The 22,428-nt window shown below is 61.3% G+C and carries 21 protein-coding genes; 13 read left to right on the forward strand and 8 right to left on the reverse strand.

Annotated features, from left to right (window positions below):
• Both BFW87_RS05930 and BFW87_RS05935 read right to left on the reverse strand, forming a co-directional pair.
• Window positions 1-766, reverse strand: a 766-nt coding sequence (locus tag BFW87_RS05930) for a sensor histidine kinase N-terminal domain-containing protein (RefSeq protein ID WP_176159716.1), incomplete at its 3' end; no start/stop codon positions are given.
• The gene (locus BFW87_RS05935; RefSeq protein ID WP_078739010.1) at window positions 763-1,425 is read right to left on the reverse strand and encodes a response regulator; all 663 of its coding nucleotides are present in this window, start codon (window positions 1,423-1,425) and stop codon (window positions 763-765) included. The genes BFW87_RS05935 and BFW87_RS05930, both read right to left, overlap by 4 nt.
• A 147-nt stretch (window positions 1,426-1,572) precedes the next feature.
• Between BFW87_RS05935 and BFW87_RS05940 the strand changes: the two genes are divergently transcribed.
• The 5 genes from BFW87_RS05940 (at window position 1,573) to BFW87_RS05960 (ending at window position 6,397) form a co-directional block, all read left to right on the forward strand.
• Window positions 1,573-1,839, forward strand: coding sequence for a PepSY domain-containing protein (locus tag BFW87_RS05940; RefSeq protein ID WP_078739011.1), 267 nt, complete (start codon window positions 1,573-1,575; stop codon window positions 1,837-1,839).
• Complete coding sequence (locus BFW87_RS05945) at window positions 1,839-2,384, forward strand: cytochrome b/b6 domain-containing protein (RefSeq protein ID WP_078739012.1); 546 nt, start codon at window positions 1,839-1,841, stop codon at window positions 2,382-2,384. Before BFW87_RS05940 ends, BFW87_RS05945 begins: the two co-directional genes overlap by 1 nt.
• 23 nt (window positions 2,385-2,407) lie before the next feature.
• Window positions 2,408-3,676: a sialidase family protein gene (locus BFW87_RS05950; RefSeq protein ID WP_078739013.1), complete on the forward strand. Its 1,269-nt coding sequence runs from the start codon at window positions 2,408-2,410 to the stop codon at window positions 3,674-3,676.
• Window positions 3,676-4,287, forward strand: coding sequence for a hypothetical protein (locus BFW87_RS05955; protein ID WP_078739014.1), 612 nt, complete (start codon window positions 3,676-3,678; stop codon window positions 4,285-4,287). The genes BFW87_RS05950 and BFW87_RS05955 overlap by 1 nt, the downstream gene beginning before the upstream one ends.
• An 88-nt stretch (window positions 4,288-4,375) precedes the next feature.
• Window positions 4,376-6,397: an LTA synthase family protein gene (locus BFW87_RS05960; RefSeq protein WP_078739015.1), complete on the forward strand. Its 2,022-nt coding sequence runs from the start codon at window positions 4,376-4,378 to the stop codon at window positions 6,395-6,397.
• Here the strand turns inward: BFW87_RS05960 and BFW87_RS05965 are convergent, their stop codons facing one another.
• Both BFW87_RS05965 and BFW87_RS05970 read right to left on the reverse strand, forming a co-directional pair.
• Window positions 6,398-6,772, reverse strand: a complete 375-nt coding sequence (locus tag BFW87_RS05965; RefSeq protein WP_078739016.1) for a c-type cytochrome — start codon at window positions 6,770-6,772, stop codon at window positions 6,398-6,400.
• Window positions 6,773-6,815: 43 nt separating this feature from the next.
• Entirely contained in the window at window positions 6,816-7,700 is an 885-nt protein-coding gene (locus BFW87_RS05970; protein WP_254865856.1) for a phosphoribosyltransferase, read from the reverse strand.
• 309 nt (window positions 7,701-8,009) lie between these two features.
• On the opposite strand from BFW87_RS05970, the gene BFW87_RS05975 reads away from it, so the two are divergent.
• From BFW87_RS05975 to BFW87_RS05985, 3 genes are all read left to right on the forward strand, one after another.
• Window positions 8,010-8,387, forward strand: a complete 378-nt coding sequence (locus BFW87_RS05975; protein WP_078739017.1) for a response regulator — start codon at window positions 8,010-8,012, stop codon at window positions 8,385-8,387.
• A gap of 195 nt (window positions 8,388-8,582) precedes the next feature.
• Window positions 8,583-9,197, forward strand: coding sequence for a biliverdin-producing heme oxygenase (locus BFW87_RS05980; protein WP_078739018.1), 615 nt, complete (start codon window positions 8,583-8,585; stop codon window positions 9,195-9,197).
• On the forward strand, window positions 9,194-11,437 hold the full coding sequence (locus tag BFW87_RS05985; RefSeq protein WP_078739019.1) for an ATP-binding protein: 2,244 nt from the start codon (window positions 9,194-9,196) through the stop codon (window positions 11,435-11,437). The genes BFW87_RS05980 and BFW87_RS05985 overlap by 4 nt, the downstream gene beginning before the upstream one ends.
• 99 nt (window positions 11,438-11,536) lie before the next feature.
• Here BFW87_RS05985 and BFW87_RS05990 read toward each other — a convergent pair whose 3' ends face one another.
• The 3 genes from BFW87_RS05990 to BFW87_RS06000 all read right to left on the reverse strand — a co-directional run bounded on the left by BFW87_RS05990 (window position 11,537) and on the right by BFW87_RS06000 (window position 14,467).
• Window positions 11,537-11,995 (reverse strand): REP-associated tyrosine transposase, encoded by a 459-nt coding sequence (locus BFW87_RS05990; RefSeq protein WP_078739020.1) that lies wholly within the window; start codon window positions 11,993-11,995, stop codon window positions 11,537-11,539.
• Window positions 11,996-12,440: 445 nt separating this feature from the next.
• Complete coding sequence (locus tag BFW87_RS05995) at window positions 12,441-13,760, reverse strand: ATP-binding protein (RefSeq protein ID WP_078739021.1); 1,320 nt, start codon at window positions 13,758-13,760, stop codon at window positions 12,441-12,443.
• On the reverse strand, window positions 13,757-14,467 hold the full coding sequence (locus tag BFW87_RS06000) for a response regulator (protein ID WP_078739110.1): 711 nt from the start codon (window positions 14,465-14,467) through the stop codon (window positions 13,757-13,759). The genes BFW87_RS05995 and BFW87_RS06000 overlap by 4 nt, the downstream gene beginning before the upstream one ends.
• A 162-nt stretch (window positions 14,468-14,629) precedes the next feature.
• On the opposite strand from BFW87_RS06000, the gene BFW87_RS06005 reads away from it, so the two are divergent.
• The 3 genes from BFW87_RS06005 to BFW87_RS06015 all read left to right on the forward strand — a co-directional run bounded on the left by BFW87_RS06005 (window position 14,630) and on the right by BFW87_RS06015 (window position 18,557).
• Window positions 14,630-15,418 (forward strand): MlaA family lipoprotein, encoded by a 789-nt coding sequence (locus tag BFW87_RS06005; protein ID WP_078739022.1) that lies wholly within the window; start codon window positions 14,630-14,632, stop codon window positions 15,416-15,418.
• An 87-nt stretch (window positions 15,419-15,505) separates the two neighbouring features.
• Window positions 15,506-17,401, forward strand: coding sequence for an alkaline phosphatase D family protein (locus tag BFW87_RS06010; RefSeq protein ID WP_078739023.1), 1,896 nt, complete (start codon window positions 15,506-15,508; stop codon window positions 17,399-17,401).
• A 142-nt stretch (window positions 17,402-17,543) separates the two neighbouring features.
• Window positions 17,544-18,557, forward strand: coding sequence for a sensor domain-containing diguanylate cyclase (locus BFW87_RS06015; RefSeq protein WP_078739024.1), 1,014 nt, complete (start codon window positions 17,544-17,546; stop codon window positions 18,555-18,557).
• Window positions 18,558-18,916: 359 nt separating this feature from the next.
• Here the strand turns inward: BFW87_RS06015 and BFW87_RS06025 are convergent, their stop codons facing one another.
• Window positions 18,917-19,945 (reverse strand): amino acid ABC transporter substrate-binding protein, encoded by a 1,029-nt coding sequence (locus tag BFW87_RS06025; protein ID WP_078739025.1) that lies wholly within the window; start codon window positions 19,943-19,945, stop codon window positions 18,917-18,919.
• A gap of 144 nt (window positions 19,946-20,089) precedes the next feature.
• Between BFW87_RS06025 and BFW87_RS06030 the strand changes: the two genes are divergently transcribed.
• Both BFW87_RS06030 and BFW87_RS06035 read left to right on the forward strand, forming a co-directional pair.
• Window positions 20,090-20,983, forward strand: coding sequence for a LysR substrate-binding domain-containing protein (locus BFW87_RS06030; protein ID WP_078739026.1), 894 nt, complete (start codon window positions 20,090-20,092; stop codon window positions 20,981-20,983).
• An 89-nt stretch (window positions 20,984-21,072) separates the two neighbouring features.
• On the forward strand, window positions 21,073-22,323 hold the full coding sequence (locus BFW87_RS06035) for a 2-aminoadipate transaminase (protein WP_078739027.1): 1,251 nt from the start codon (window positions 21,073-21,075) through the stop codon (window positions 22,321-22,323).
• Window positions 22,324-22,428: the final 105 nt, after the last annotated feature.

Here is a 22,428-nt window from a genome sequence, read left to right on the forward strand (position 1 = left end):
GCGCCAGCGGCGTGCGCAGTTCGTGGGCGGCGTCGGCGATGAAGCGGCGTTCGCGCTCCAGCAGGTTGTCCATCTGCACCAACAACCGATTGATCGCGGTTTGCATCGGTTCCAGGTCGGTGGGCAGTGGCTTGAGGTGCAGAGGTTGCAGGGTGTCGGTGTTGCGCCCACGGATGGACAGCACCATGGCGCGCAGGGGTGTGAGGCCCCAGCCGATGGTCAGCCAGATCAGTACGGCCAGCAGTGGTACGCCGATCAGGCTCGGCCAGAGGGTGTGGCGCACGATGCGTTCGATGAGGTCCTGGCGGATGTCGTCGCGCTCTCCCACCCAAATCAACAGCCCCTGTTGCGGGTCGGCCAGCAAAAAAGCGCACCAGTCGTTGCCGTTGTCCATCAGGTCGTGTGAGCCGAGGGTGGCAGGCGGCGCGGCGAGCACCGGGGCTTCGGCGGAGCGCATCAATAACTCACCGTCACTGCGCCATACCTGAAAGGTCAGGCGGGTTTCGTACGGGTGGGCCACACCCTCCTCGCCGACGCGGCTCATGGCATGGTCGAACGCCTCATACAGCCGCGACCAATCCGCGTCACCGGGGTCGCGCTGGCGCAGCACGCCTTGCAGCAGGCGGGCGCTTTGGGCGAGTTGGGCGTCGTAGACTTCTGCGATTTCGTGGTGGCTGTCGCGCAGCACCAGCCAGGTGATGAGGGCGTCACCGAGCAGGATCAGCACCAGCACGGGAATAAGGATGCGCGCACGCACCGAATTCATGGTTCAAGTACCAGCACGTAGCCAACGCCGCGCACGGTGCGAATCAGCTCTGTGGATAACTTCTTGCGCAGGTTATGAATCAACACCTCCAACGTGTTGCTCTCCACCCGGTCTTGCCACCCATACAGGGCGCGGGACAGGCGCTCGCGGGTCACGACTTTGCCGGGGCGCACTATCAGTTGGTGCAGCAGTTGGTATTCCATCGGAGTGACGACGATGTCTTCCTCTTGATAGCGCACTTGCTGGGTGGCCGGGTCGAGGCTGATGCCAGCGTGTTCGAGCATCGGTTGCGCTCGGCCCTGGCTGCGGCGCAACAGGGCGCGCACGCGGGCTTTGAGTTCTTCGACGTCGAAGGGTTTGATCAGGTAGTCGTCGGCGCCAGCGTCTAGGCCGGCGATGCGTGCAGCGGTGCCGTCGCGGGCGGTGAGGATCAGCACCGGCAAGTCGTGTTGCTCGGCGCGCAGTTGCTGCAACAGGTCGAGGCCGTCGAGGCGTGGCAGGCCGAGGTCGAGCAGTAACAAATCGAAGCTTTCGGTGCGCAGGGCGTGCAAGGCGCTGAGGCCATCTTGCAGCCAATCCAGCGTGTAGCCTTCGGCGCCCAATGCCACGCGAATGCCCTGGCCGAGGGCGCGGTCATCTTCGACGAGGAGTAGGCGCATAGAGATATCTCTGTGGGAAACGGCGGCATCATGCAGGGTTCCCGCGTCGATTATTCCGGGAAAGATGTTACGGCGCGTTGCCAACTAAGGTTGCGCTAAGGTTGGTTTTGCACTGTGAAATCTCCCACACCTGCTGAGAGCTTTTCCATGCGCAAAATTCTCCTGCTGTCTCTGCTTATCGCCAGCCCAATGGCCCTCGCCGGCCCGCAGTGCACCACCGCCGAGCGCTCGCAATGGCAGGACGAAAAAGCTTTTCAGGACAAGCTCAAGGGCGACGGTTACACGATCAGCAAGTTCAAGGTCACCGACGGCAACTGCTACGAGATCTACGGTTTCGACAAGGACAAGCGCAAGGTCGAGATCTACCACGACCCGGTCACCGGCAAAGCCGTGAAGACCGAGATCAAGGGCTGATGCCAGGCGACTCCCTGCGCCTGTGGGACCCGCTGATTCGCCTGTTTCATCTGTCGATCGCCGGGGTCTTTGTCGCCAATTACTTCTTTAACGAAACCGGCGGCGACTGGCATGTCTGGCTGGGTTACTACGCCATGGCCTGGCTGCTGGTACGCGCGGTGTGGGGATTTGTCGGGCCGCGCAGCGCGCGTTGGTCGGATTTCTGGCCATCGCCTGCGCGGCTCAGCGCTCATGTGCGTAGGCTGGTCACCGGGCGAGCGCTGCATCGCCTGGGCCATTCGCCCCTTGGCGCGCTGGTGATGCTGTTGATGATGTCGGCGCTGCTGACCCTCGGCATCAGCGGCTTCCTGATGCAGGAAGTCGACGCTTTATGGGGCGCGGATTGGCCGCTGCAACTCCACGAGACCGCCGCCAATGTGCTGCTGGGCCTGGTGAGTGTGCATGTGCTGGCAGCGGTGTTTGAAAGTATTCAGGTGAAGGACAACCTGCCGTTATCCATGCTCACCGGTCGCAGGAAGCGCCTGCCGGATGAACGTGCGCAGTAATCCTTTTCCCTGACAGGTTCCTTATGCGCCCCGCCCTATTGATCATCAGCTTGCTCGGCGTTTTTGTTGCCGCATGGCTGAGCCATCCGCCCCACGTGCTGGCGCCGTTTGCCCAGGCAAGCCCGAACACCTCAAAGGTGGCCACGGCGCCGGAATACACCAGCCGTTTTGTGTCCTCGAAGTTCACTGATTTTGTGCACTCGTCTTCCGTCACCGCGCTGCCCGGCGGCGACCTGATGGCGGTGTGGTTTGCCGGCTCCCGCGAAGGCGCGGCCGACGTGCAGGTGCGCACCGCACGGTTTGATGCGCGCACCCGCGAATGGGGCGCCGAACAGGTGTTGGCGACCCGCGAAAGCACGCGTGATGGCACCGGGCGCTATATCCGCAAGCTGGGCAACCCGGTGATTGCCCTGGGCCCGGATAAACGCCTGTGGATGTTTTATGTGTCGGTGTCGGTCGGCGGTTGGGCCGCCAGCGCGATCAATGTGATGGTGTCGGATGACCTCGGCGCGAACTGGTCGGCGCCGAGGCAATTGGTGACGTCGCCGTTCTTCAATGTCAGCACCCTGGTGCGCGCAGCGCCGGTGTTCCACGCCGACGGTTCCATCGGGCTACCGGTGTACCACGAGTTCATGGGCAAGTTTGCCGAGTACCTGTATTTGAGCGCCGACGGCGCGGTAATCGACAAATTCCGCATCAGCCGTGGCAAGCATTCCCTGCAACCAACCATAGTGCCGCTGGACGGCAACCGCGCCATCGCCATGTTGCGCTACGCCGGCGAGACCCATCACCGCGTCCTCGCCAGCCGCACTGAAGACGCCGGGCAGACCTGGAGCGAGCCGTATCCGCTGGCGCCGTCCAACCCCAATTCGTCGCTGGCAGCGGTCGGCACCCAAGGAGACGGTTTGCTGGTGGCCTTGAACGACCTGCAAGACGGCCGCTTCAAGCTGAGCCTCTACGGCACCGACGCCAACATGAGCCAGTGGCACACCGTCGCGCAGCTGGACCAGTCGCCAGACCCGCTCGGCCAACCGTTCACCCCACAGGCTTATAAAGAAATCATCGGCGAAGGCTTCCGCGCGTCCAGCGGCGCCAAGCGCTTGCCGCTGGAGCAACGCTTTCTCAGCAGCCTGGACTACCGCGTGTGCAAACCGCGTGGCTGCGAATTCGAATACGAGTACCCGTATTTCAGCCGCAGCCCGGACGGCATGTATCACTTGGTGTACTCGTGGAATAACACCTTTATCAAACATGTCAGCTTCAACGAAGCCTGGCTGTCGGAGCGTTTGTGATGATGTCGTTATGGCAGGCCCATTTGAGTTTTGTGTTGCTGGGGTTTGTGCTTCTAAGCCTGCTTCCTTTTACCGCGCGCTGGCGGCCGTGGTTGTTGCCGATGCTGGTGGTGCTGGGTGTCATCCCGGTGAACGGGCTGTCGTTGGCGGCGTACGTGCGCAGTTTTACCGATGATTTGGCGATCAGCACGTTGGTGTTGTTGGCGTGGGTGACGTTGAGTCGGTTGGGCGTAGTGCAGCCACTTGAGCGACCGCATCGGGTGCAGATGTTGGCGCTGTTTGGCGTGCTGTGCCTGGTGTTGTACCCGGCGACGTTAGGGCTGACGTATTTCGATCCTTACCGGTGGGGGTTTAACCCTCGGCCGATGATTGTGCTGATGGCGGCCGTCGCCTTGATGGCGTTGTGGCTGCGTAATGGGTTGGTGGTGTGGATGTTGGCGGTGGGCACTTTGGCCTTTGCGCTGCGGTTAAAGGCGTCGGAAAACTATTGGGACTACCTAGTAGATCCGCTCTTGGCGATCTACTGCGTAGTCGCTGGATTAATGCAATTCAAATTGTGGGAGCGGGCGTGCTCGCGAATGCGCAGTGTCAGGCAACACATCTGGCACTGATATACCGCTATCGCAGGCAAGTCGAATCGTCGCACCGCAGCTCCCAGATGGGTCTTGTGGTGTTTTTAAGATTGAATAGAGGTCAACAATGAGTGTGTTGCAATCACGCCGCCTGCGCTATGGCGTGGGCGCGATCGGGTTGGTGTTTGCGCTGCTGGCCGCGCTGCGGCTGGTATTTGTACTGGCGTTTTCCGGTCTGCCCCTGAACACCCCGGCACTGCTGGAAACCGTCGGCATCGGCCTGCGCTTCGACCTGCGTCTGGCCGTGTTGCTGCTGTTGCCGCTGGCCGTGCTGGCCTGGCTGCCGCGCTGGAACCTCACCACCCTGCCCGCCCTGCGCTGGCTGGCGCGCGGTTATCTGGTGATTGCACTGGCCGTGGTCGGCTTGGTGTACATCCTCGACTTCGGCCACTACGCCTACCTCGGTGTGCGCATCAACGCGACGGTGCTGCGTTACCTGCAAGACGCGCAGATTTCTCAACAGATGGTGTGGGAAACCTACCCGGTGCTGTGGATAACCGCCTGCTGGCTGGCGGCAGTGGCGTTGTGGGTGTGGGCGCTGGTCTGCCTGGAGCGACTGACCCTGGACCGCGAGCCCAAGGCCATCGGCAAATTGGCAGTGACCTCTATCTCCGTCGCTGGCGTGGTCGTGGTGCTACTGGCCTTGCTCGGCCGCGTGGCCAATCTGAACCTGGAAAACCCGGTGCCTCTGCGCTGGAGCGATGCGTTTTTTTCCGGCAATAGCCAAGTCGCTGCCGTGGGCTTGAACCCGGTGCTGTTTTTGTACGACACCCTCAAGGTCGGCCAATCGCAATACGATGAAGCCCAGGTGCGCACACTTTACCCACAGGTGGCCCAGTACTTGGGTGTCGACAAACCCGACGCCCAGCAACTGAATTTCGTACGCGAACAAGGGGTTCAGCCCTACAAGCTGGCCGGCGATCGCCCGCCCAACGTGGTCTTCGTGATGCTCGAATCCCTCGGCACCAGCGCCGTCGGGGCTTACGGCAACCCGCTGAACCCCACGCCAAACCTGGACAAACTCGCGACGCAAAGCCTGTTCTTCAAGCACTTCTACGTACCCGTCACCGGCACCGCGAAAACCGTGTGGGCGAGCATCACCGGCGTGCCGGACGTGACGCGCCAGGAAACCGCCACGCGCAACCCGCTGATCACGCGGCAACACACGCTGATCAACGCATTCGAGGATTACCAGAAGTTCTACATGATCGGCGGCAACGCCGGTTGGGCGAACATCAACGCGCTGATTCGCCAGAGCATCGATGGCGTGCAGCTGTTTGACGAAAGTCACTGGCGCTCGCCACGGGTGGACGTGTGGGGCGTCTCCGACCTGGACCTGTTCAAGGAAGGCGACCAACTGTTGCGCGCCGTGCCCAAAGACCAGCCGTTTTTCGCTTACCTGCAAACGTCCGGCAACCACCGGCCGTTTACCATTCCCAAACTTAATGACGGCTTTCAGTTAAACAACGTGACACTGGAGCAAGCCCAGAACGCCGGCTCGCGCAGTGTCGAGCAGTACAACGCCGTGCGCTTGCTGGACTTCAACATCGGCCGCCTGATGGAAATCGCCAAAGCGGGCGGTTGGTACGACAACACTATTTTTGTGCTCTTCGGCGACCACAACACACGCATCAGCCAGATCCCGCACATGGCACCAGCGTTCGAGCAATTGGGCCTGGAAAGCAACAACGTGCCGCTGCTGATTCATGCACCGGGCCTTGCACCTCGGGTGATCGACGAAGCCGTGGGCCTTGCCGACTTGCTGCCCACCGTGGCCGGCATGGCGGGCATCCCGTTTACCAACGGCGCGATGGGCCGGGACATCCAGCAACCGGCGCCGGAAGGTGAGCGCGTGGTGCCGCTGGTGCTGCACGAAGGCACCTTCCCGATCATCGGCGGCGTGACTCAGCATTTCCTCCTACAGATGCAGCACGACGGCAGCTCGCCAACGTTGCACGACCTGGCCTCGCAAACGCCTCGGGAGGATGTGGCCGAGCAGAATCCGCAGGAGTTCCAGCGCTTGCAAGGGCTGACACGCGGGCTGCATGAGAGTGCGCGGCTGATGCTGTTCAAGAACGTGCGCGAGTAATCATTTGGGCTGGAAGGTTTCGAGGTACGCGAGGATGTCCTGGATTTTGTCGGGGTCGCTGATGCCCCAGAAAATCATGCGCGTACCGCTGACAACTTTCTTCGGCGCCTCGATGTAGGCCGCCAGCTTGTCGCGGGTCCAGACCACGCCGGAGTTCTTCATCGCGTCGGAATATTGATAATCGGTGGTAGTCCCGGCAGGTCGCCCGATGATCCCATTGAGTTCCGGCCCGAACCCGCCGCGCGCGCCTTCGCCGATGCTGTGGCAGCCGCCGCAGGTTTTGCTGAAGAGTTTGCCGCCCGCCTCGGCATCGCCCGCCGCGAAGGCCGGGGCGGTGTTCAGGATCAGGGCAAGGGTCAACAAGGCGTACTTCATGGAGGGCTCCACAGCGGGCAACGGTGAGCCGATTATGCCTGTATCAGCCCCACTGCGCCGCACCCAGCAGCCGCGCTTGGCGGGATTGGGCGTCCCACCAGATCACACGCAACAGCGGCGCTTGCTGCGCGATCAAAATTGCCTGCACCGGGTCGCTTTCCACAAAGTGGGTACAGGCTAGTTGCAGGGTGGCACTGGCCTTGTGGGTGGCGACGTGTTCGGGTGTGTCGCTGTAGCGCGCCGTGTCGCGCATGATCAACAGCGTGTCGCCGTGGCCGTGGCGGTCGAGCCAGGCTTGCGTGCGGGCACGGTCCATTTCCGGGCGGCCGGTGATGATGGCTTTGACGGTGCCCAATGCCGGCAGCTGTTCAAACGGAGCCAACCGGTCACGTTGCAGCAGCGCGCCTTGCAGATCGGCGCTGTACTGCGCTTCGGGAATGTCTGGCAACAGGATGCCGTCGAGGTCGATGGCGTAGGCGTCGTACTCATGGTCCTGAGCCAGATCGCCGGTGCGTCCGCCACGGGTTTCCACCCAGTGGTCACGGTATGCGGCAGTGCGCGATTGGCGCTCCCAGGGAAATTGCAGGAAGTAGCCGCGCCCATCAATCCCGTAATCGGGCCGGGTGGCGCTGAGGTCGTCGAAGCCGGCAGTCAGAATTTTTACCCTCAGGCCCTGGCGCTGCAGGAAGCTGGAGCAGTCCTTGAGGGTATGCCCGGCACCGGCGATGTCTTCGCACAGCAGCACGTGGCTGCCGGGTGGCGGGATCGGGATGGATGAGTCCCAAGCCACGCTGCGGTCGGCGCGCTGGTAGCGCAAGAACGCCGGAGCCACGCCGGTGACGTGGGACACCATCAACGCCAGGGGCCCACCGCCGCGCAGGATGCCGATGACGCACGTGAACGCGTCGTCGAGCAACGCCGGTTGCAAAGACGCAATCCAGCGGTCCAGGTGTTCTTAGGAAATGGGCAGTACGGGTCGGTTCAAAGGCGCAGTCTTTCAAGGAAGGTTCAGACAGTTCGGCACCGCTTGCAGGCACCCCTTTACGCACAACGCCTGGGAGTGGTGATTTATTCCTGATGAAACCCAAAGTTCCCGCCCCCTGAAAGCCCGGATTCCAGGGACAACAGCTTGCCAAACACGTCTATATGACCATCCATCGGCAAAAATTCGCGCTGCCGAAACTCTCGCAATCGCGCGCCACTCAACCTTACTGAACCCTGATGGTGGAGAAGGATCATGGCTCAGCCATCGATTTTAGTATTGGAAGACGACGAGATCATTCGCTCGTTGATGGTGGATGTACTGGAAGAATTCGGGGCGCATGTCACCTCTTTTCCCTCGGCAGATGAAGGGATGATCTTTCTGGAGCGGGCCGATGACCCGGTGGACTTGATTGTCACTGATATCCAGATGCCGGGTTTGCTCAACGGCTATGACCTCAGTCGGGTGGTCGCCCATCGCTGGCCGTCGGTGCCAGTGGTACTGACGTCCGGCAATACCAAGCTGGCGGCGCAATTGGGCAGCAGTGTGCGGTTCCTGCCCAAGCCGTGGAGCACCGAACATTTGCTGGAGTGCGTGCAAACGGCACTGACTCAACAAGGGTCTTTGCACTGATATCGCAGCGACATCACCTGAACCGAACTTCAAGCAATGCCCTGTGGTCATTAAGGATGCTAGGAGCGACTTTTCTGATCCGCCGGTCAGCCTTTTCGCTTTGTGCGTACAGTTGACGGCAATGAGTTGTGTAGAATCGTCGCCCATTTTCACGCGTCATTCATGGCCGAGAGGCCCACAGTTCGAGCTCATTGAATGCATTCACAGGCCCATGAATTTGGTGTGCCCACATTGCTGGAAGCGTTGCGCACAGGCACCGGCCTGCTGCACGTAGCGCTGGAAAAGCGCCTGCCGTTTTTCTCCGAGCGCCTGGATGCCGATTGGTACCGGCGACTGGTCCGGGCGTATTACGGGTTTTATGGGCCGATGGAAGCTGCGCTGTACGACAGTGGCTTGATCCCCGACGGATTCGACCAGACGCTGCGTGCGAAAACGCCGACTCTGGTGAGCGACCTCTATGCCCTCGGCCTGGATGACGACGCCATCGGCGCCCTGCCGGTCTGCTCTGAGCTCCCGATGTTCGACACCCCTGCCGCCTGCCTTGGCGCCTTGTATGTGCTCGAAGGCGCGACCCTCGGCGGCCAGGTATTGCGCCGCGAGATGGCGCAGCGGTTAGCGATTGATGCGGACAACGGCGGTGCATTTCTCAATGTGTACGGCGCCGACACCGGTCGACGCTGGAAAGACTTTCTCGATTACCTGGGCCGCCTGCCGCTGGACGCGCAAGCTAAACAGCGCGCGGTAGACGCAGCCCGTTCAACATTCAGCGGCTTTGAGCAATGGCTCGAAGGCCAGGAGGTATTGCTATGAAACCCGAAGATTTTGAAGAGCTGCTTGCCAACTGTGCGGACGAACCCATTCGCTTCCCGGGTGCGATTCAGCCTCATGGTGTGCTGCTGACCCTGTCGGAACCCGAGCTCACCATCGTGCAAATCAGCGCCAACGTGAGCGCCTTGTTCGGCCATACCCCCGAGGCGCTGCTGGGCCAGCCGTTGCACACGCTGATTGGCGCCGAGCATGCCCAGGCCGTGCGGGCCATGGCTGAGAACAACACGTTTTTCGACGCCCCACCGCTGCACGTCACGCTGAACGGCGCCGAATTCGAAGGCCTGCTGCATCGCCATCAACAGGTGCTGATACTGGAATTCGAACCACGTCTTGAAGACTTCAAACCCCGCGCGCTCAACGGTCGCACCAGTGACCTGGGCAAGATGCTGCAACGCTTGCAGTCGGCCAAAACCCTGCAGGCGCTGTACGAAATCAGCGTGAATGAAATCCAGGCCATGACCGGTTACGACCGCGTGCTGATCTATCGCTTCGAAGACGAAGGCCATGGCCAGGTGATCGCCGAAGCGTCGGCGCCTTCCATGGAGCTGTTCAATGGGCTGTTCTTCCCCGCGTCCGATATCCCGGAGCAAGCCCGTGAGCTGTACCGCACCAACTGGTTGCGCATCATCCCCAATGCTGCGTACGAGCCGGTGCCGCTGCTGCCCAAGCTGCGCCCGGACAACGAGCAGCCGCTGGACTTGAGCTTTGCGACCTTGCGCAGTGTGTCGCCGATTCACTGCCAGTACATGCAGAACATGGGCGTGCTGTCGTCCATGAGCATTTCCCTGATGAAGGGCGACAAACTCTGGGGCCTGATCAGTTGCGGCAACCGCGAGCCCTTGTTGGTGCCGAACGATTTACGCACCGCGTGCCAGACCATCGGCCAAGTGCTGTCGTTGCAGATCAGCGCCATGGAAGCCTTGGAACTGAGCCGCCAGCGCGAAGAAAAGGTCGAAACCCTGGCCTCTCTTGACCAAGCGATGAAAGCCTCCAAGGAAAACGTGTTCGACGGCCTCGCCAAGCAGCCGCAGTGGCTGCTGGACCTGACCCTGTCCGGCGGCGTCGCGATCATCGAAGACAAACAATTGCATCGCTACGGCAACTGCCCGGAACCGGCGCAGATTCGGGCGTTGCACAAGCGGCTGATCGAGACCGGCGAGCCGGTGTTTTCCAGCCACAACCTGTCGTCGGTCTACCCGCCTGCCGCCGAGTTTCAACAGGTCGCCAGCGGCGTTTTGGCCATGAGTTTGCCCAAGCCGGTGGACAACGGCGTGCTGTGGTTCCGCCCGGAAGTGAAGGAAAACATCCACTGGAGCGGCGACCCGAACAAGCCCCTGGACCTGGAAAACTCCGACGCCGGCTTGCGCCTTCGCCCACGCACCTCGTTTGAAATCTGGAAAGTTGAAATGGCTGGCATCTCCACCAAGTGGAGCCACGGCGACCTGTTTGCCGCCAACGACCTGCGCCGCTCGGCACTGGAAAACGACTTGGCCCGCCAGGTGCTGCGCGAGCAGCAAGCCGTGCGTGCGCGTGACGAGCTGGTCGCGGTGGTGTCCCACGACCTGCGCAACCCGATGACCGTCATCTCGATGCTCTGCGGCATGATGCAAAAAGCGTTCAGCTCCGACGGCCCACACACCTCACGGCGCATTTCCTCGGCCATCGACACCATGCAGCAAGCCGCCGGGCGTATGAACGTGTTGCTGGAAGACTTGCTCGACACCTCGAAAATCGAGGCCGGGCGTTATGTGGTCAAGCCGGTGAAGCTGGACGTCAGCCAGATGTTTGAGGAGGCCTATTCACTGCTGACGCCGCTGGCGATGGAGAAAGGCATCGACCTGTCGTTCAACGCCGAGCCGGGCCTGCAGATCAACGCCGACCCGGAGCGCCTGTTCCAGGTGTTGTCGAACCTGATCGGCAACGCCATCAAATTCACCCCGCGCCAGGGCAATATCGGTATCAGCGCCATGAGCAATGGCGAGGAAATCATTTTCGTGGTGCGCGACTCCGGTGAAGGCATCCCGCCGGAGCAACTGCCCCATGTGTTTGATCGTTACTGGACTCAAACCGAAAACAACCCGACCGGCAGCGGGCTGGGGCTGTATATCACGCAGGGTATCGTTCAGGCCCACGGCGGCAAAATCGTCGCTGAAAGTGAAGTGGGCCATGGCAGTGAGTTCCGCTTCACCGTGCCCAAGGTGATTGAGGATTCGCACACCTGACGGGTGCTCGCCACAGAAAGCCCGCTCGCCACAACAAGCTCGCCCACCTCAGAAAGCACACCCACCACAACAGGCCCACTCACCACAGGTGTTCTCATTTCAGAGCCAGGCCGCATCCCATAGCGAATAGTCGCCCACTTTCTCCACGAGCCCAGCCCGGAGCGGGTTGGCAATGACGTAGCGTGCGATTTTTCGGAGGTCTTCTTCAGCACGTACGGCACGGTCGTGATAGCCACGTTGCCAGAAGGGTCCCGTGGTACCGCGCGCACGATTTATGGACAGCGTACTGCGCGACTTGATACGCCCCATAACCTGGGCTAGCTCCCTATCTGTGATCTCCAGCAGCCAATGAAAGTGGTCAGGCATGATGACCCACGCCAACGATTTGACCTCGCCTGAATCGTGAGCCTGCTTCAGTACTGCGACCAATAACCGTCCCAGATAGAAATCGCTGAACAACGGGTGCCGCTCATGCACGACTACGGTGATCAGGTAAGCACGCCCCGGCTCGGAGTACCGACCACGACGCAGCAGATGAGAGTTTGGTTGACGACGCATTCCTTTGCCCTGGAAGTATCAATACCTCTTGAGGCTAGCAATCGGTGTCAGTTGTCGATGGTTGGATAGTTGAGCGGATGTATCCTGGCCGTGGCCGTGATACCCGAGCAACCTCCTGCTCTGATGTGGCAAGTGCGCCTTATTGTGGAGAGCGGGCTTCTTGTGGAGAGCAGGCTCTTTGTGAAGAACCGGCTTTCTGTGGAGAACTGGCTTTCTGTGGCGAGCGGGCTTGCCCGCGTTGGGCTGCGCAGCAGCCCCAATCAGCTCACCGCGTTTTTCCGGTTAAACCGGGGCGTCTGGTTTTGGGGCCGCTTCGCAGCCCAACGCGGGCAAGCCCGCTCGCCACAACAAGCCCGCTCGCCACAGAAAGCCCATTTGCCACAACAGGCCTGCTGGCCACAAATCCCACTTGCCACAAGAAGCTCACTTGCCATGTCGCCGGGTGTTACACCGGCAACACCACCATCGCCACCAAGCCACCGCCCTGGCGTTCTGACAGGGTCAGTGTGCCGCCATGTTCCAACACAATCGCCCGCGCGGTTGAGAGTCCCAGCCCTACACCGCCGGTACTTTTGTTGCGTGAAGCTTCCAGGCGGTAGAACGGCAGGAACACCTGTTCGCGGTATTCGGCCGGGATGCCCGGCCCGCGGTCCAGCACGTGAATGACTACCTCGCCCGGGATGTACAACAGCTCGATCTCGGGCGTCACGCCGTAATGGATGGCGTTTTCTACCAGGTTGGTGATGACACGCTTAAGGCCCAAGGGCCGCCCGAAGTACACAAGCCGTGGCGGGCCCCGGAAGCTGATGTCGATATTCTGGTCGCGGTAGTCGTCGATCAGGGTTTGCAGCAGTTCCGCCAGGTCCAGCTGAGTCGCTTGCTCAAGGCGCGCGTCATCGCGGAAAAACTCCAGGGCCGTGTTGATCATTGCGTGCATTTCATCCACGTCACGAAACAGCCGTTGCTGCTGCTCGGCGTCCTCGATGAATTCGCCGCGCAAACGCAGGCGTGTGAGGGGCGCGCGCAGGTCGTGGGAGATGGCCGCGAGCATTTGCGTGCGGTCCTGGATGAAGTGCTGCAACTGCGCCTGCATGCCATTGAAGGCGAGGATCGCCTGGCGAATTTCGTGGGGGCCGACCGGCTCAATGGGCGGCGCACGAAAATCCGAACCAAAGCGCCGCGCCCCCTGAGTGAACTGCTGCAAGGGCCGCGCCAGGCGTCGCGTCGCCACCAGGGTCACCAACGCGGTAGAGACCAACACCAGCAGCAACACGATCAGGCTGCGCTCGCCTTCCTTCAGCCCCCAACTGCGCGACGGGGCGCTGAACATCAGCCAGGAATGATCGACCAAGCGGACGACCAAGGCATAGTAGCCCTTGTCGTCCGGCCAGTCGGAAGGCTCGTAGCCTGCCATCAGCCGGGGCGTGCCGGGGAGCAGATGCTTGAAGACTTCATCGCCCGTATGAAAGTCCTGGTCACGCTGCTCGGGCAAGCCAAATGTTTCACGCTCGGGGGCCCATACCACGCTGAATTGCTTATCGCCCACCGCCTGGGTGAGGCGCCCTCGCTGCGCGGGCTCGGACGCTTCGACCGCTCGCACCACCACGGCAATTTTTTCCAATAGCCCGGTTTCAGTCAGAGGCGGCCGCGCCCACACGCCTGCCAACTGCACAAACAAGGCATTGAATGCCAGCGCGGTGAACATGGCGAGCAGAATGGTCAGAGCGATCCAGCGCGCCACCGTGTCGCGGGGCAAGCGCTTCATGAGCGGGTCACGTTGACGGTGAATTGGTAGCCGCCGTTGCGCACGGTGCGGATCATCGCCGGGCGCTTGGTATCGAATTCCAGCTTGCGCCGCAGGCGGCTGACCTGCACGTCGATGCTGCGGTCGAACGCATCGTGGCTGTGGCCACGCGCCAGGTTCAGCAATTGCTCGCGAGTAAGCACGCGTTGGGGATGCTCGGCGAAGACCAGCAGCAGGTCGAACTCGCCGGAGGACAGCGGGATCATCACCTGATCGGGCGAGCGCAACTCACGCCGCATCAGGTCGAGCTGCCAGCCGGCGAAGCGGATCAACGGGCGGGCGATCTCTCCCATCGGCTGACGGCTTTCACCCGCACGGCGCAACACCGCGCGCACCCGGGCCAGCAGTTCACGGGCATCGAAAGGTTTGCTCAGGTAATCATCGGCGCCCATTTCCAGGCCGACCACGCGGTCACTGAGTTCGCCCATGGCGGTCAGCATGATCACGGGGGTCGCGTACTCCTGGCGCAAGCGCTGGCACAGCAGCAGGCCGTTATCGCCCGGCAACATCAGATCGAGGATGATCAGGTCCGCGGGTTCGCGCTCCATGGCCGCCCACAGGCCGGCGCCACTGGCAGCGGTCTCGACCGTGTAGCCGTGTTGCAGGAAAAATTTCTTCAGCAGCGCGAGGACTTCAAGGTCATCGTCCACGATCAAAAGGTTACTCACCGGCACACATCACCTGGGTTGGTCGAGGCGCTATCTAAAACCATTCGGCGCGGCGCGTCATATATTTCAACCGTGCAATAAAGCGTCAAGCGCGCAATAAACCAGACATCTTTGCGCAAGAAGCGGCTGCGAGCATCGGCCTCCCTTTTGCGGAGACTCACTATGCGCTCGCTGACCTATCCCCAGCACCTGGCCCGCCAGGCGGTGCTGTTGTTGACTGTGTCTTACCTGACAGGCTGCGCCAGCCAGACGCCCGTGGCGCCCACCACCCAGTGCGCGCAGACGAGCTACCCGGTGTATGACCCGGCCGAGCCGGTCAACCGTGGGGTGTTTGCGTTTAACCGGGTTGTGGATGATTACGCCCTGGCACCGGTGGCACGCGGTTACCGTTACCTGCCGGATTTTTTCCAGCAAGGTGTGCATAACTTCGCCACCAACTTCAGCGAGCCAAAGGTGTTCATCAACGACTTGCTGCAAGGCAACCCACGTCGTTCGATCAATACCCTGGGACGGTTTGCGGTGAACACCACTGTCGGGGTGGTCGGCCTGTTCGATGTGTCGGACCGCCTGGGCATCCCCCGCCACACCGCCGATTTTGGCCAGACGTTTGGCGTGTGGGGCGTGGGCAATGGGCCGATTGTCGAATTGCCGCTGCTGGGCACCGGCAACAGCCGTGATGCCGCCGGCAAAGTGTTGAGTTTCCTGGTCTCGCCGCTGGGCGACAGCGACACCGTGCAAACCCTCGGTACCGTCAGCATGGTCGGCGGCACGGTGGACACGCGGGCGTCGTTGCTGCCGCTCACCGACAGCCTGCAAAAGCTGCCGGATTACTACAGCGCGTTACGTAATGTGGTGGCGGAGCATCGGGCGGCGTTCGTGGTGGAGGGTAAGCAAGGCGCGACCACCCCTGTTGCCAGTGGGTGTGCGAACGGCAGCGGCGACGATTTTTGATACAGATGCTGCCCAGTGGCTTAACAAAACGCTGACATTTACTGCGCTAACCTTGCTGGCTTGATCTTTCCTTGAGCCCTTGCCTGCATGCCAAACGCCGACACACTGCCCGCCGTCCTCGCCGGGCCACTGCTGCGCCGCCTGGAACCCAAGCGCCTGGTGCTGTGGCTGGTGGGCAGTCGTGAACTGGCGTTGACACTCAGGTTGCAGGCCACAGGCCAAACCCGCGAGATCACGCTGGACCAGGGCCAATGCCAAGTCGTCCACGTGGGGCGCCACGCCGTTATTCACTTGATCGATGTGCCGCTGGACGACGCCCTGCCTCAAGACGTGGTGATCGACTATGACCTGCTGATCGAAGGCTGTGGCATCGCCGAATGGGCACCGCACTTGTTGTATGCCAACGCCCGGCAGCCCAATTTCGTCCTGCACAGCCGCCTCCATCAGTTGGTTCATGGCTCGTGCCGCAAGCCCCATCACCGCGCTGACGAAGGCTTGCTCTGCGTCGACAAGTTGCTGGCTGATGCACAAGCCCCCAGCGATCGCCCGGCCCTGCTGATGATGAGCGGCGACCAGATCTACGCCGACGATGTCGCGGGCCCCATGCTGCGGGCGATTCATGCACTGATCGCGCGCTTGGGGTTGTTTGACGAATACCTGGAAGGCGCTGTGGTGGATGACAGCGCCAGCCTCTACGGGCACCGCGCCAGCTATTACCATCGCGCCGACCTGCTGCCCGCACTGGACAGCAACGAGACCCTGCGCGAGCGGTTTTTCGGCGGGGTGAAGAAGCCGATTTTCACCAGCAGCACGGCGGACAATCACCTGGTGACCTTCGCCGAAGTCATCGCCATGTATCTGCTGGTGTGGTCACCCACACCCTGGACGCTGATCACGCCGCAGCCACCGCAACTGCACGGCGAAGAACTGGCGCGCTATGCCCGCGAGCAGGTGCAGGTTGAGCGCTTCAGCGAAGGTTTGCCGGGCGTTGCGCGAGTGTTCGCGCACCTGTCCACCCTGATGATATTTGATGATCACGACATCACTGACGACTGGAACCTCAGCGCTCAGTGGGAACAAACCGCTTACGGCCACCCCTTCTCCAAACGCATCATCGGCAACGCTTTGCTCGCTTATCTGCTGTGTCAGGGCTGGGGTAACCAGCCGGAGGTGTTTGGCGCGCTGATCAGTCAGACCCAGACGCTGACGACGCGCACGCACCACGATCATCTCGACGCAACCGCGCAGGATGAACTGCTCGAAACGCTTTTGACCTGTCAACACTGGCACTACGTGCTGCCCACCTCCCCCGCACTGGTGGTACTCGACACCCGCACGCGGCGCTGGCGCAGCGAGTTCGCGCTTAAACAACCCTCCGGCCTGCTCGACTGGGAAGCCTTGTGCGAATTGCAGCAGGAACTGCTGGACCACCCGTCGGCGATTATCGTCTCCCCGGCGCCGATTTTTGGCGTCAAGCTGATCGAGACAGTACAAAAGGTGTTCAGCTGGTGCGGCTACCCGCTGCTGGTAGACGCCGAAAACTGGATGGCCCATCGCGGCGCTGCCCAGGTGATTCTCAACATCTTCCGTCACTCGCGTACGCCGGGTAACTACGTGATCCTTTCGGGCGACGTGCATTACTCGTTCGTCTACAAGGTGTTGATCCGCCATCGCAACGCCGGCCCCAACCTCTGGCAGATCACCAGCAGCGGCATCAAAAATGAATTCCCGCCGCGCCTGCTGGAATGGTTCGACCGCCTCAACCGCTGGCTCTACTCGCCACGCTCGCCCCTCAACGGCTTCACGCGTCGACGCACGATGCAAGTGGTGCCGCATATTCCCGATCATGCGCAGGCGGGTGAACGGCTATGGAATTCGGCGGGCATTGGCCAGGTGTTTTTCAATGACAAAGGCCAGCCAGAGACGATTTACCAGCACAACGCGGATGGGAAGCCGAGGACGAGGATGGTGGCGCCGGAGTAAGTTGACTCACCTCCCCCCACTAAAGCAGCACACCCGCCCTATTCAATCCTTGCCGCCCCCGCTGTACAGTAGCGCCAGCCACGGAGTATCGGCGTCAACGAAGACTGGCCTTGGGAGCCAGCACACGCAAGGAAGCGCAAAGATGGACGATACATCCGGCAACAAGCCGTTGAGGAACGACTTTTCCGACCTCAACGCCGACATGTTGCATGCGGTGATGGAGCTGGTCAGCGACGGAATCTGGGACTGGAACGCCAATACCGGTTTTGTGTACCGAAACCCCGGTTGGTACGAAATGCTCGGCTACCCCCGCCATTCCCTGGAAAACAGCGTGTTCACCTGGGAAAACGTGATCCACCCCGATGACTATCCCCGCGTGATGACGGTGTTTGATGCCTACATCAGCCAACGCGTGGCCCATTACCAAGCCGAATACCGCTGCCGCAAGGAAGATGGCTCTTTTCTGTGGATCGAAGACCGTGGCTACGTGATCGCGCGTAACCCCGACGGTTCGGTGGCGCGCATGGTGGGTGCGCACCGTGATATTCACTCGCGAAAATCCTCCATCGAACAGCTTGAACGACGCAATCAGTCCCTTGAAGCGCTGGTGGCAGAGCGCACCCGCGAACTGTCGCGGGTCAATCAACAGTTGCAAGCCCAGCTCGATGAAAACCGTTCACTCGCCGAACGTGACACGCTGACCCACATTGCCAATCGCTATCGCCTGGAAAAAGTATTGCTGGAAGCCTGCGACCGCGCCGACCGTTTTCGGGTACCGCTGGCGTTGGTGACCATGGATATCGATGACTTCAAGCCGATCAATGACACCCACGGTCATGCCGTGGGCGACCAGACGCTGATACGCGTGGTGCAAGGTCTGAAAGCCTGCGTCCGACCGGGTGATCTGCTGGCGCGCTGGGGCGGCGACGAGTTCATGGTGGTGCTGCCCAAGAGCGTCCTGGCTGATGCAAAGGTGCTGGCCGAAAAGATTCGCCAACAGATCAAACAGGTGCCGGCCGTGGGTGACTTCAAAGTCACCCTGAGCCTGGGGGTGGTGGAGCGCCGGAGCGGTGAGTCTCCTGCCGCCCTGATGGCGCGCGCCGATCAGGCGTTGTACCGGTCAAAGGCCGCTGGAAAGGACATCGTTTCAGAGTAAAAACGGCCCAACAGACAACAGAGAATCCCTGTGGGAGCTGTCGAGCCTTGGCGAGGCTGCGAAGGCGGTGGGTCAGGCGGCATCTCTTTCGCCAGTGCCGCCGCCTTCGCAGGCAAGCCAGCTCCCACAGTTTGACCGGCGTTGTTGATCGTTCCCACGCTCTGCGTGGGAACGCCGCCCTGGACGCTCCGCGTCCCGAAGTCGGCGGGGAGTTAAGGTCCTGCGCCAGGTGACGCAGAGCGTCACAGGATGCATTCCCACGCAGAGCGTGGGAACGATCGGCATCACCGCGCTGTAACTGCCAGAGCGCAGCACGTGCATCACCAAGGCCCAACTGTTTTCACACTGCAATTGTGGGTTTAACGCACCGGCGGCGCGTACTGGATGCCGCCATTGCTCCATAGCGCATTCAGCCCGCGCTTGATCTTCAGCACGCTGCCCTGGCCGATGTTACGTTCGAACACTTCGTCGTAGTTGCCCACTTGCTTGACGATCTGCACCACCCAATCCTTGCGTAGCTTCAAATCTTTGCCGTACTCACCGTCGGCGCCCAGTAGCCGTGCAATGTCGGGATTCTTGGTGGTCTTGGCCAGCTCTTCGACGTTCTTGGAGTTGATGCCCATTTCCTCGGCATTGAGCATCGCAAACAGCGTCCATTTGACGATGCTGAACCACTCGTCATCGCCCTTGCGCACCAACGGCCCGAGAGGTTCCTTGGAGATCACTTCCGGCAACACCACAAACTCATCCGGGTGGGCCATCTTGATGCGTTGCGCGTAGAGGCCCGACTGGTCGGTGGTCAGCACGTCGCAGCGCCCGGACTCCAGGCCCTTGGCGCTTTCATCAGCGGTGTCGAAGGTGATCGGCGTGTACTTCATGCCGTGGGTGCGGAAGTAGTCCGAAACATTCAGTTCGGTGGTGGTGCCGGCCTGCAGGCACACGGTCGCGCCGTCCAGCTGTTTGGCGGCTGTCACGCCAAGCTTGTTGTTCACCAGAAAACCGATGCCGTCGTAGTAGGTCACGCCGGTAAACACCAGGCCCATGCCCGCATCGCGGGAGCTGGTCCATGTGGTGTTGCGCGAGATCACATCGACTTCACCCGATTGCAGCGCGGTGAACCGTTCCTTGGCGGTCAATTGGCTGAACTTGACCTTCGAGGTATCGCCGAACACAGCGGCGGCGACTGCGTGGCAAACGTCCACATCGATGCCGATCATCTTGCCGGTGCTGTCCGGCACGCCAAAACCCGGCAGGCCGTCGCTGACGCCGCACTGGATAAAGCCTTTTTTCTGGATCGCGTCCAGGGTCACGCCCGCGTGGGCGCTGGCAGCCAGGCTCACGGCTACGGCTGCGGTGATGGCAGCCAAGGTGGTCTTGAGGTTTTTCATGCGCGGCACTCCCTGTCGTTCCTTATTATTCGGCGCCTCACAGCCCGCGCCGGTTTATAGTGTCGCCGGGCAGTATCGACGGCTTTACACCCCTGCCACAAACGACCTTTAGGCAAAGGCTCCTTCCTGTTTGGAATGAACTGCATGATTTCAAAACGCTTGACCCCTTCGATGACCGCCTTGCAGTGCTTCGAAGCCGCCGCCCGCCACCTGAGTTTCACCCGCGCCGCCGAAGAGCTGCACCTGACCCAGAGTGCGGTGAGCAAGCAAGTGGCGCAGCTTGAAGAGATGCTGTGCCACAACCTGTTCGAACGGGTGCGCCAGCGTTTGTACCTGTCGCCGGCCGGCGCGCTGTACCTCGCAGAAGTGCGCAAAATTCTGAATCAGGTGGACATTTCCAGCCGCTATATCCTCACCTACGGCGGCGAAACCGAAGTGCTGCGCATCGCCACTCAGCCGACCTTCGGCGACCGCTGGCTGGTGCCCAAACTCAAGCATTTCGCCGCCAAACACCCGAATATCCACCTGGACGTACGCAACGAGCTGGAGCCTTTCGACGTGCTGCAGGCCAAGGCCGATATCGCGTTCTTCTTCGGCCAGGGCGCGTGGCCGGGGGCGACGTGCATCGAGTTGTTTCGCGAAGCCGTGGTACCGGTGTGTGCGCCGGGGTTTGTCGCCGAGGGCAGCGATGCTTCGTTGCACCACACCTTGCTGCAATGCACCTCGCGCCCGGAAGCCTGGCATGAATGGTTTCTGGAACAGGGCCTGCACTCACAAAACAGTTACCACGGGCCGCGCTTCGACACGTTTTACATGTGCATTCGCGCCGCGCAATCGGGCTACGGCGTGGCGCTGGTGCCGCAGTACCTGGTGGCCGAAGAGCTGGCCAACGGCAGCCTGACCATCCCGTGGCATTACACAATGCCCAGCGCCGGCGCGCACTTTGTCGCCCATGCCGAGCACGCAGGCGACATTCCGAAAGTGAAAGCCTTCCTCAACTGGATGGTGGCTTATGTGAAGGCACATCCCGACTTTTAATAATGACCCGGCGACTTTATTTCGTTTGCGGCAAAGCCCGTGGCGCGGCTTAGATAAAAAGACGCCCGCCATTGCCGAGTCCCCGATTCATGAGCCGCGAAACCATCAGCCAGTCGATTTCCATCGTTCACCCCATCAGCCTCAGCCACGGCAAAAACGCAGAGGTCTGGGACACCACGGGCAAGCGCTATATCGACTTTGTGGGCGGCATCGGCGTGCTCAACCTGGGGCATTGCCACCCGGGTGTGGTGGACGCCATTCGCGAGCAGGCGACGAAGCTGACTCACTACGCCTTCAACGCTGCGCCGCATGCGCCCTACATTGAACTGATGGATCGCCTGACAGCGTTTATTCCGGTGGACTACGCCGTCAGCGGCATGCTCACCAACAGTGGCGCGGAAGCTGCCGAAAACGCCTTGAAGATCGTACGCGGCGCCACCGGCCGAACCGCCGTGATCGCGTTTGACGGCGCGTTCCATGGGCGCACCCTGGCCACGCTCAACCTCAATGGCAAGGTCGCGCCCTACAAGCAAAAGGTCGGCGTACTACCGGGCCCGGTGTATCACCTGCCCTACCCCAGCGCTGACAACGGCGCGACTTGCGCTGAAGCCATCAAGGCCATGGACCGCCTGTTCAGCGTGGAAATCGACGTGAACGACGTGGCCTGTTTCATCATCGAACCGGTGCAGGGTGAAGCCGGTTTCATCGCACTGGACATCGAATTCGCTCAGGCTCTGCGCCACTTCTGCGACGAGCACAAGATTCTGCTGATCGCCGATGAAATCCAGTCCGGCTTCGGCCGCACCGGCCAGCGCTTTGCCTTTTCGCGACTGAACATCGAACCGGATCTGATCCTGCTCGGCAAAAGCATCGCCGGCGGCGTGCCACTCGGCGCAGTGGTCGGGCGCAAGGCCTTGCTCGACAACTTGCCCAAAGGCGGCCTGGGTGGCACGTATTCAGGCAATCCGATTGCCTGCGCCGCAGCGTTGGCCACGCTGGATGCAATGACCGACGAACACCTGAGCAGTTGGGGCAAGCAGCAGGAGGAAGCCATCGTCAGTCGTTACCAAGCCTGGCGCGCGCAAGGGCTCTCGCCCTATCTGGGCCGCCTGACTGGCGTCGGTGCCATGCGCGGCATCGAACTGGCAAACGCTGACGGCACGCCTGCCGCCAAACAATTGGCCCAGCTATTGGGCCTGGCGCGGGATGCCGGCTTGCTGCTGATGCCCAGCGGCAAGTCGCGACACATCATCCGTTTGCTGGCACCGCTGACGACTGAGGCGGCGGTGCTTGAGGAAGGCCTGGATATCCTTGAGGCGTGCCTGAAGCAACTGACTTGATAGTGCGGGGGACAACGCCCCATCAAAGGCAGCGCAATCCGCATGACCGTTGATAAGATGCCCCTTGAAGACCTGTACGTATTTCTGTACGTTTCAGCCATCGAC

The organism is Pseudomonas fluorescens (genome assembly GCF_002022275.1).
GTDB classification, from domain to species: Bacteria; Pseudomonadota; Gammaproteobacteria; order Pseudomonadales; family Pseudomonadaceae; genus Aquipseudomonas; species Aquipseudomonas fluorescens_AJ.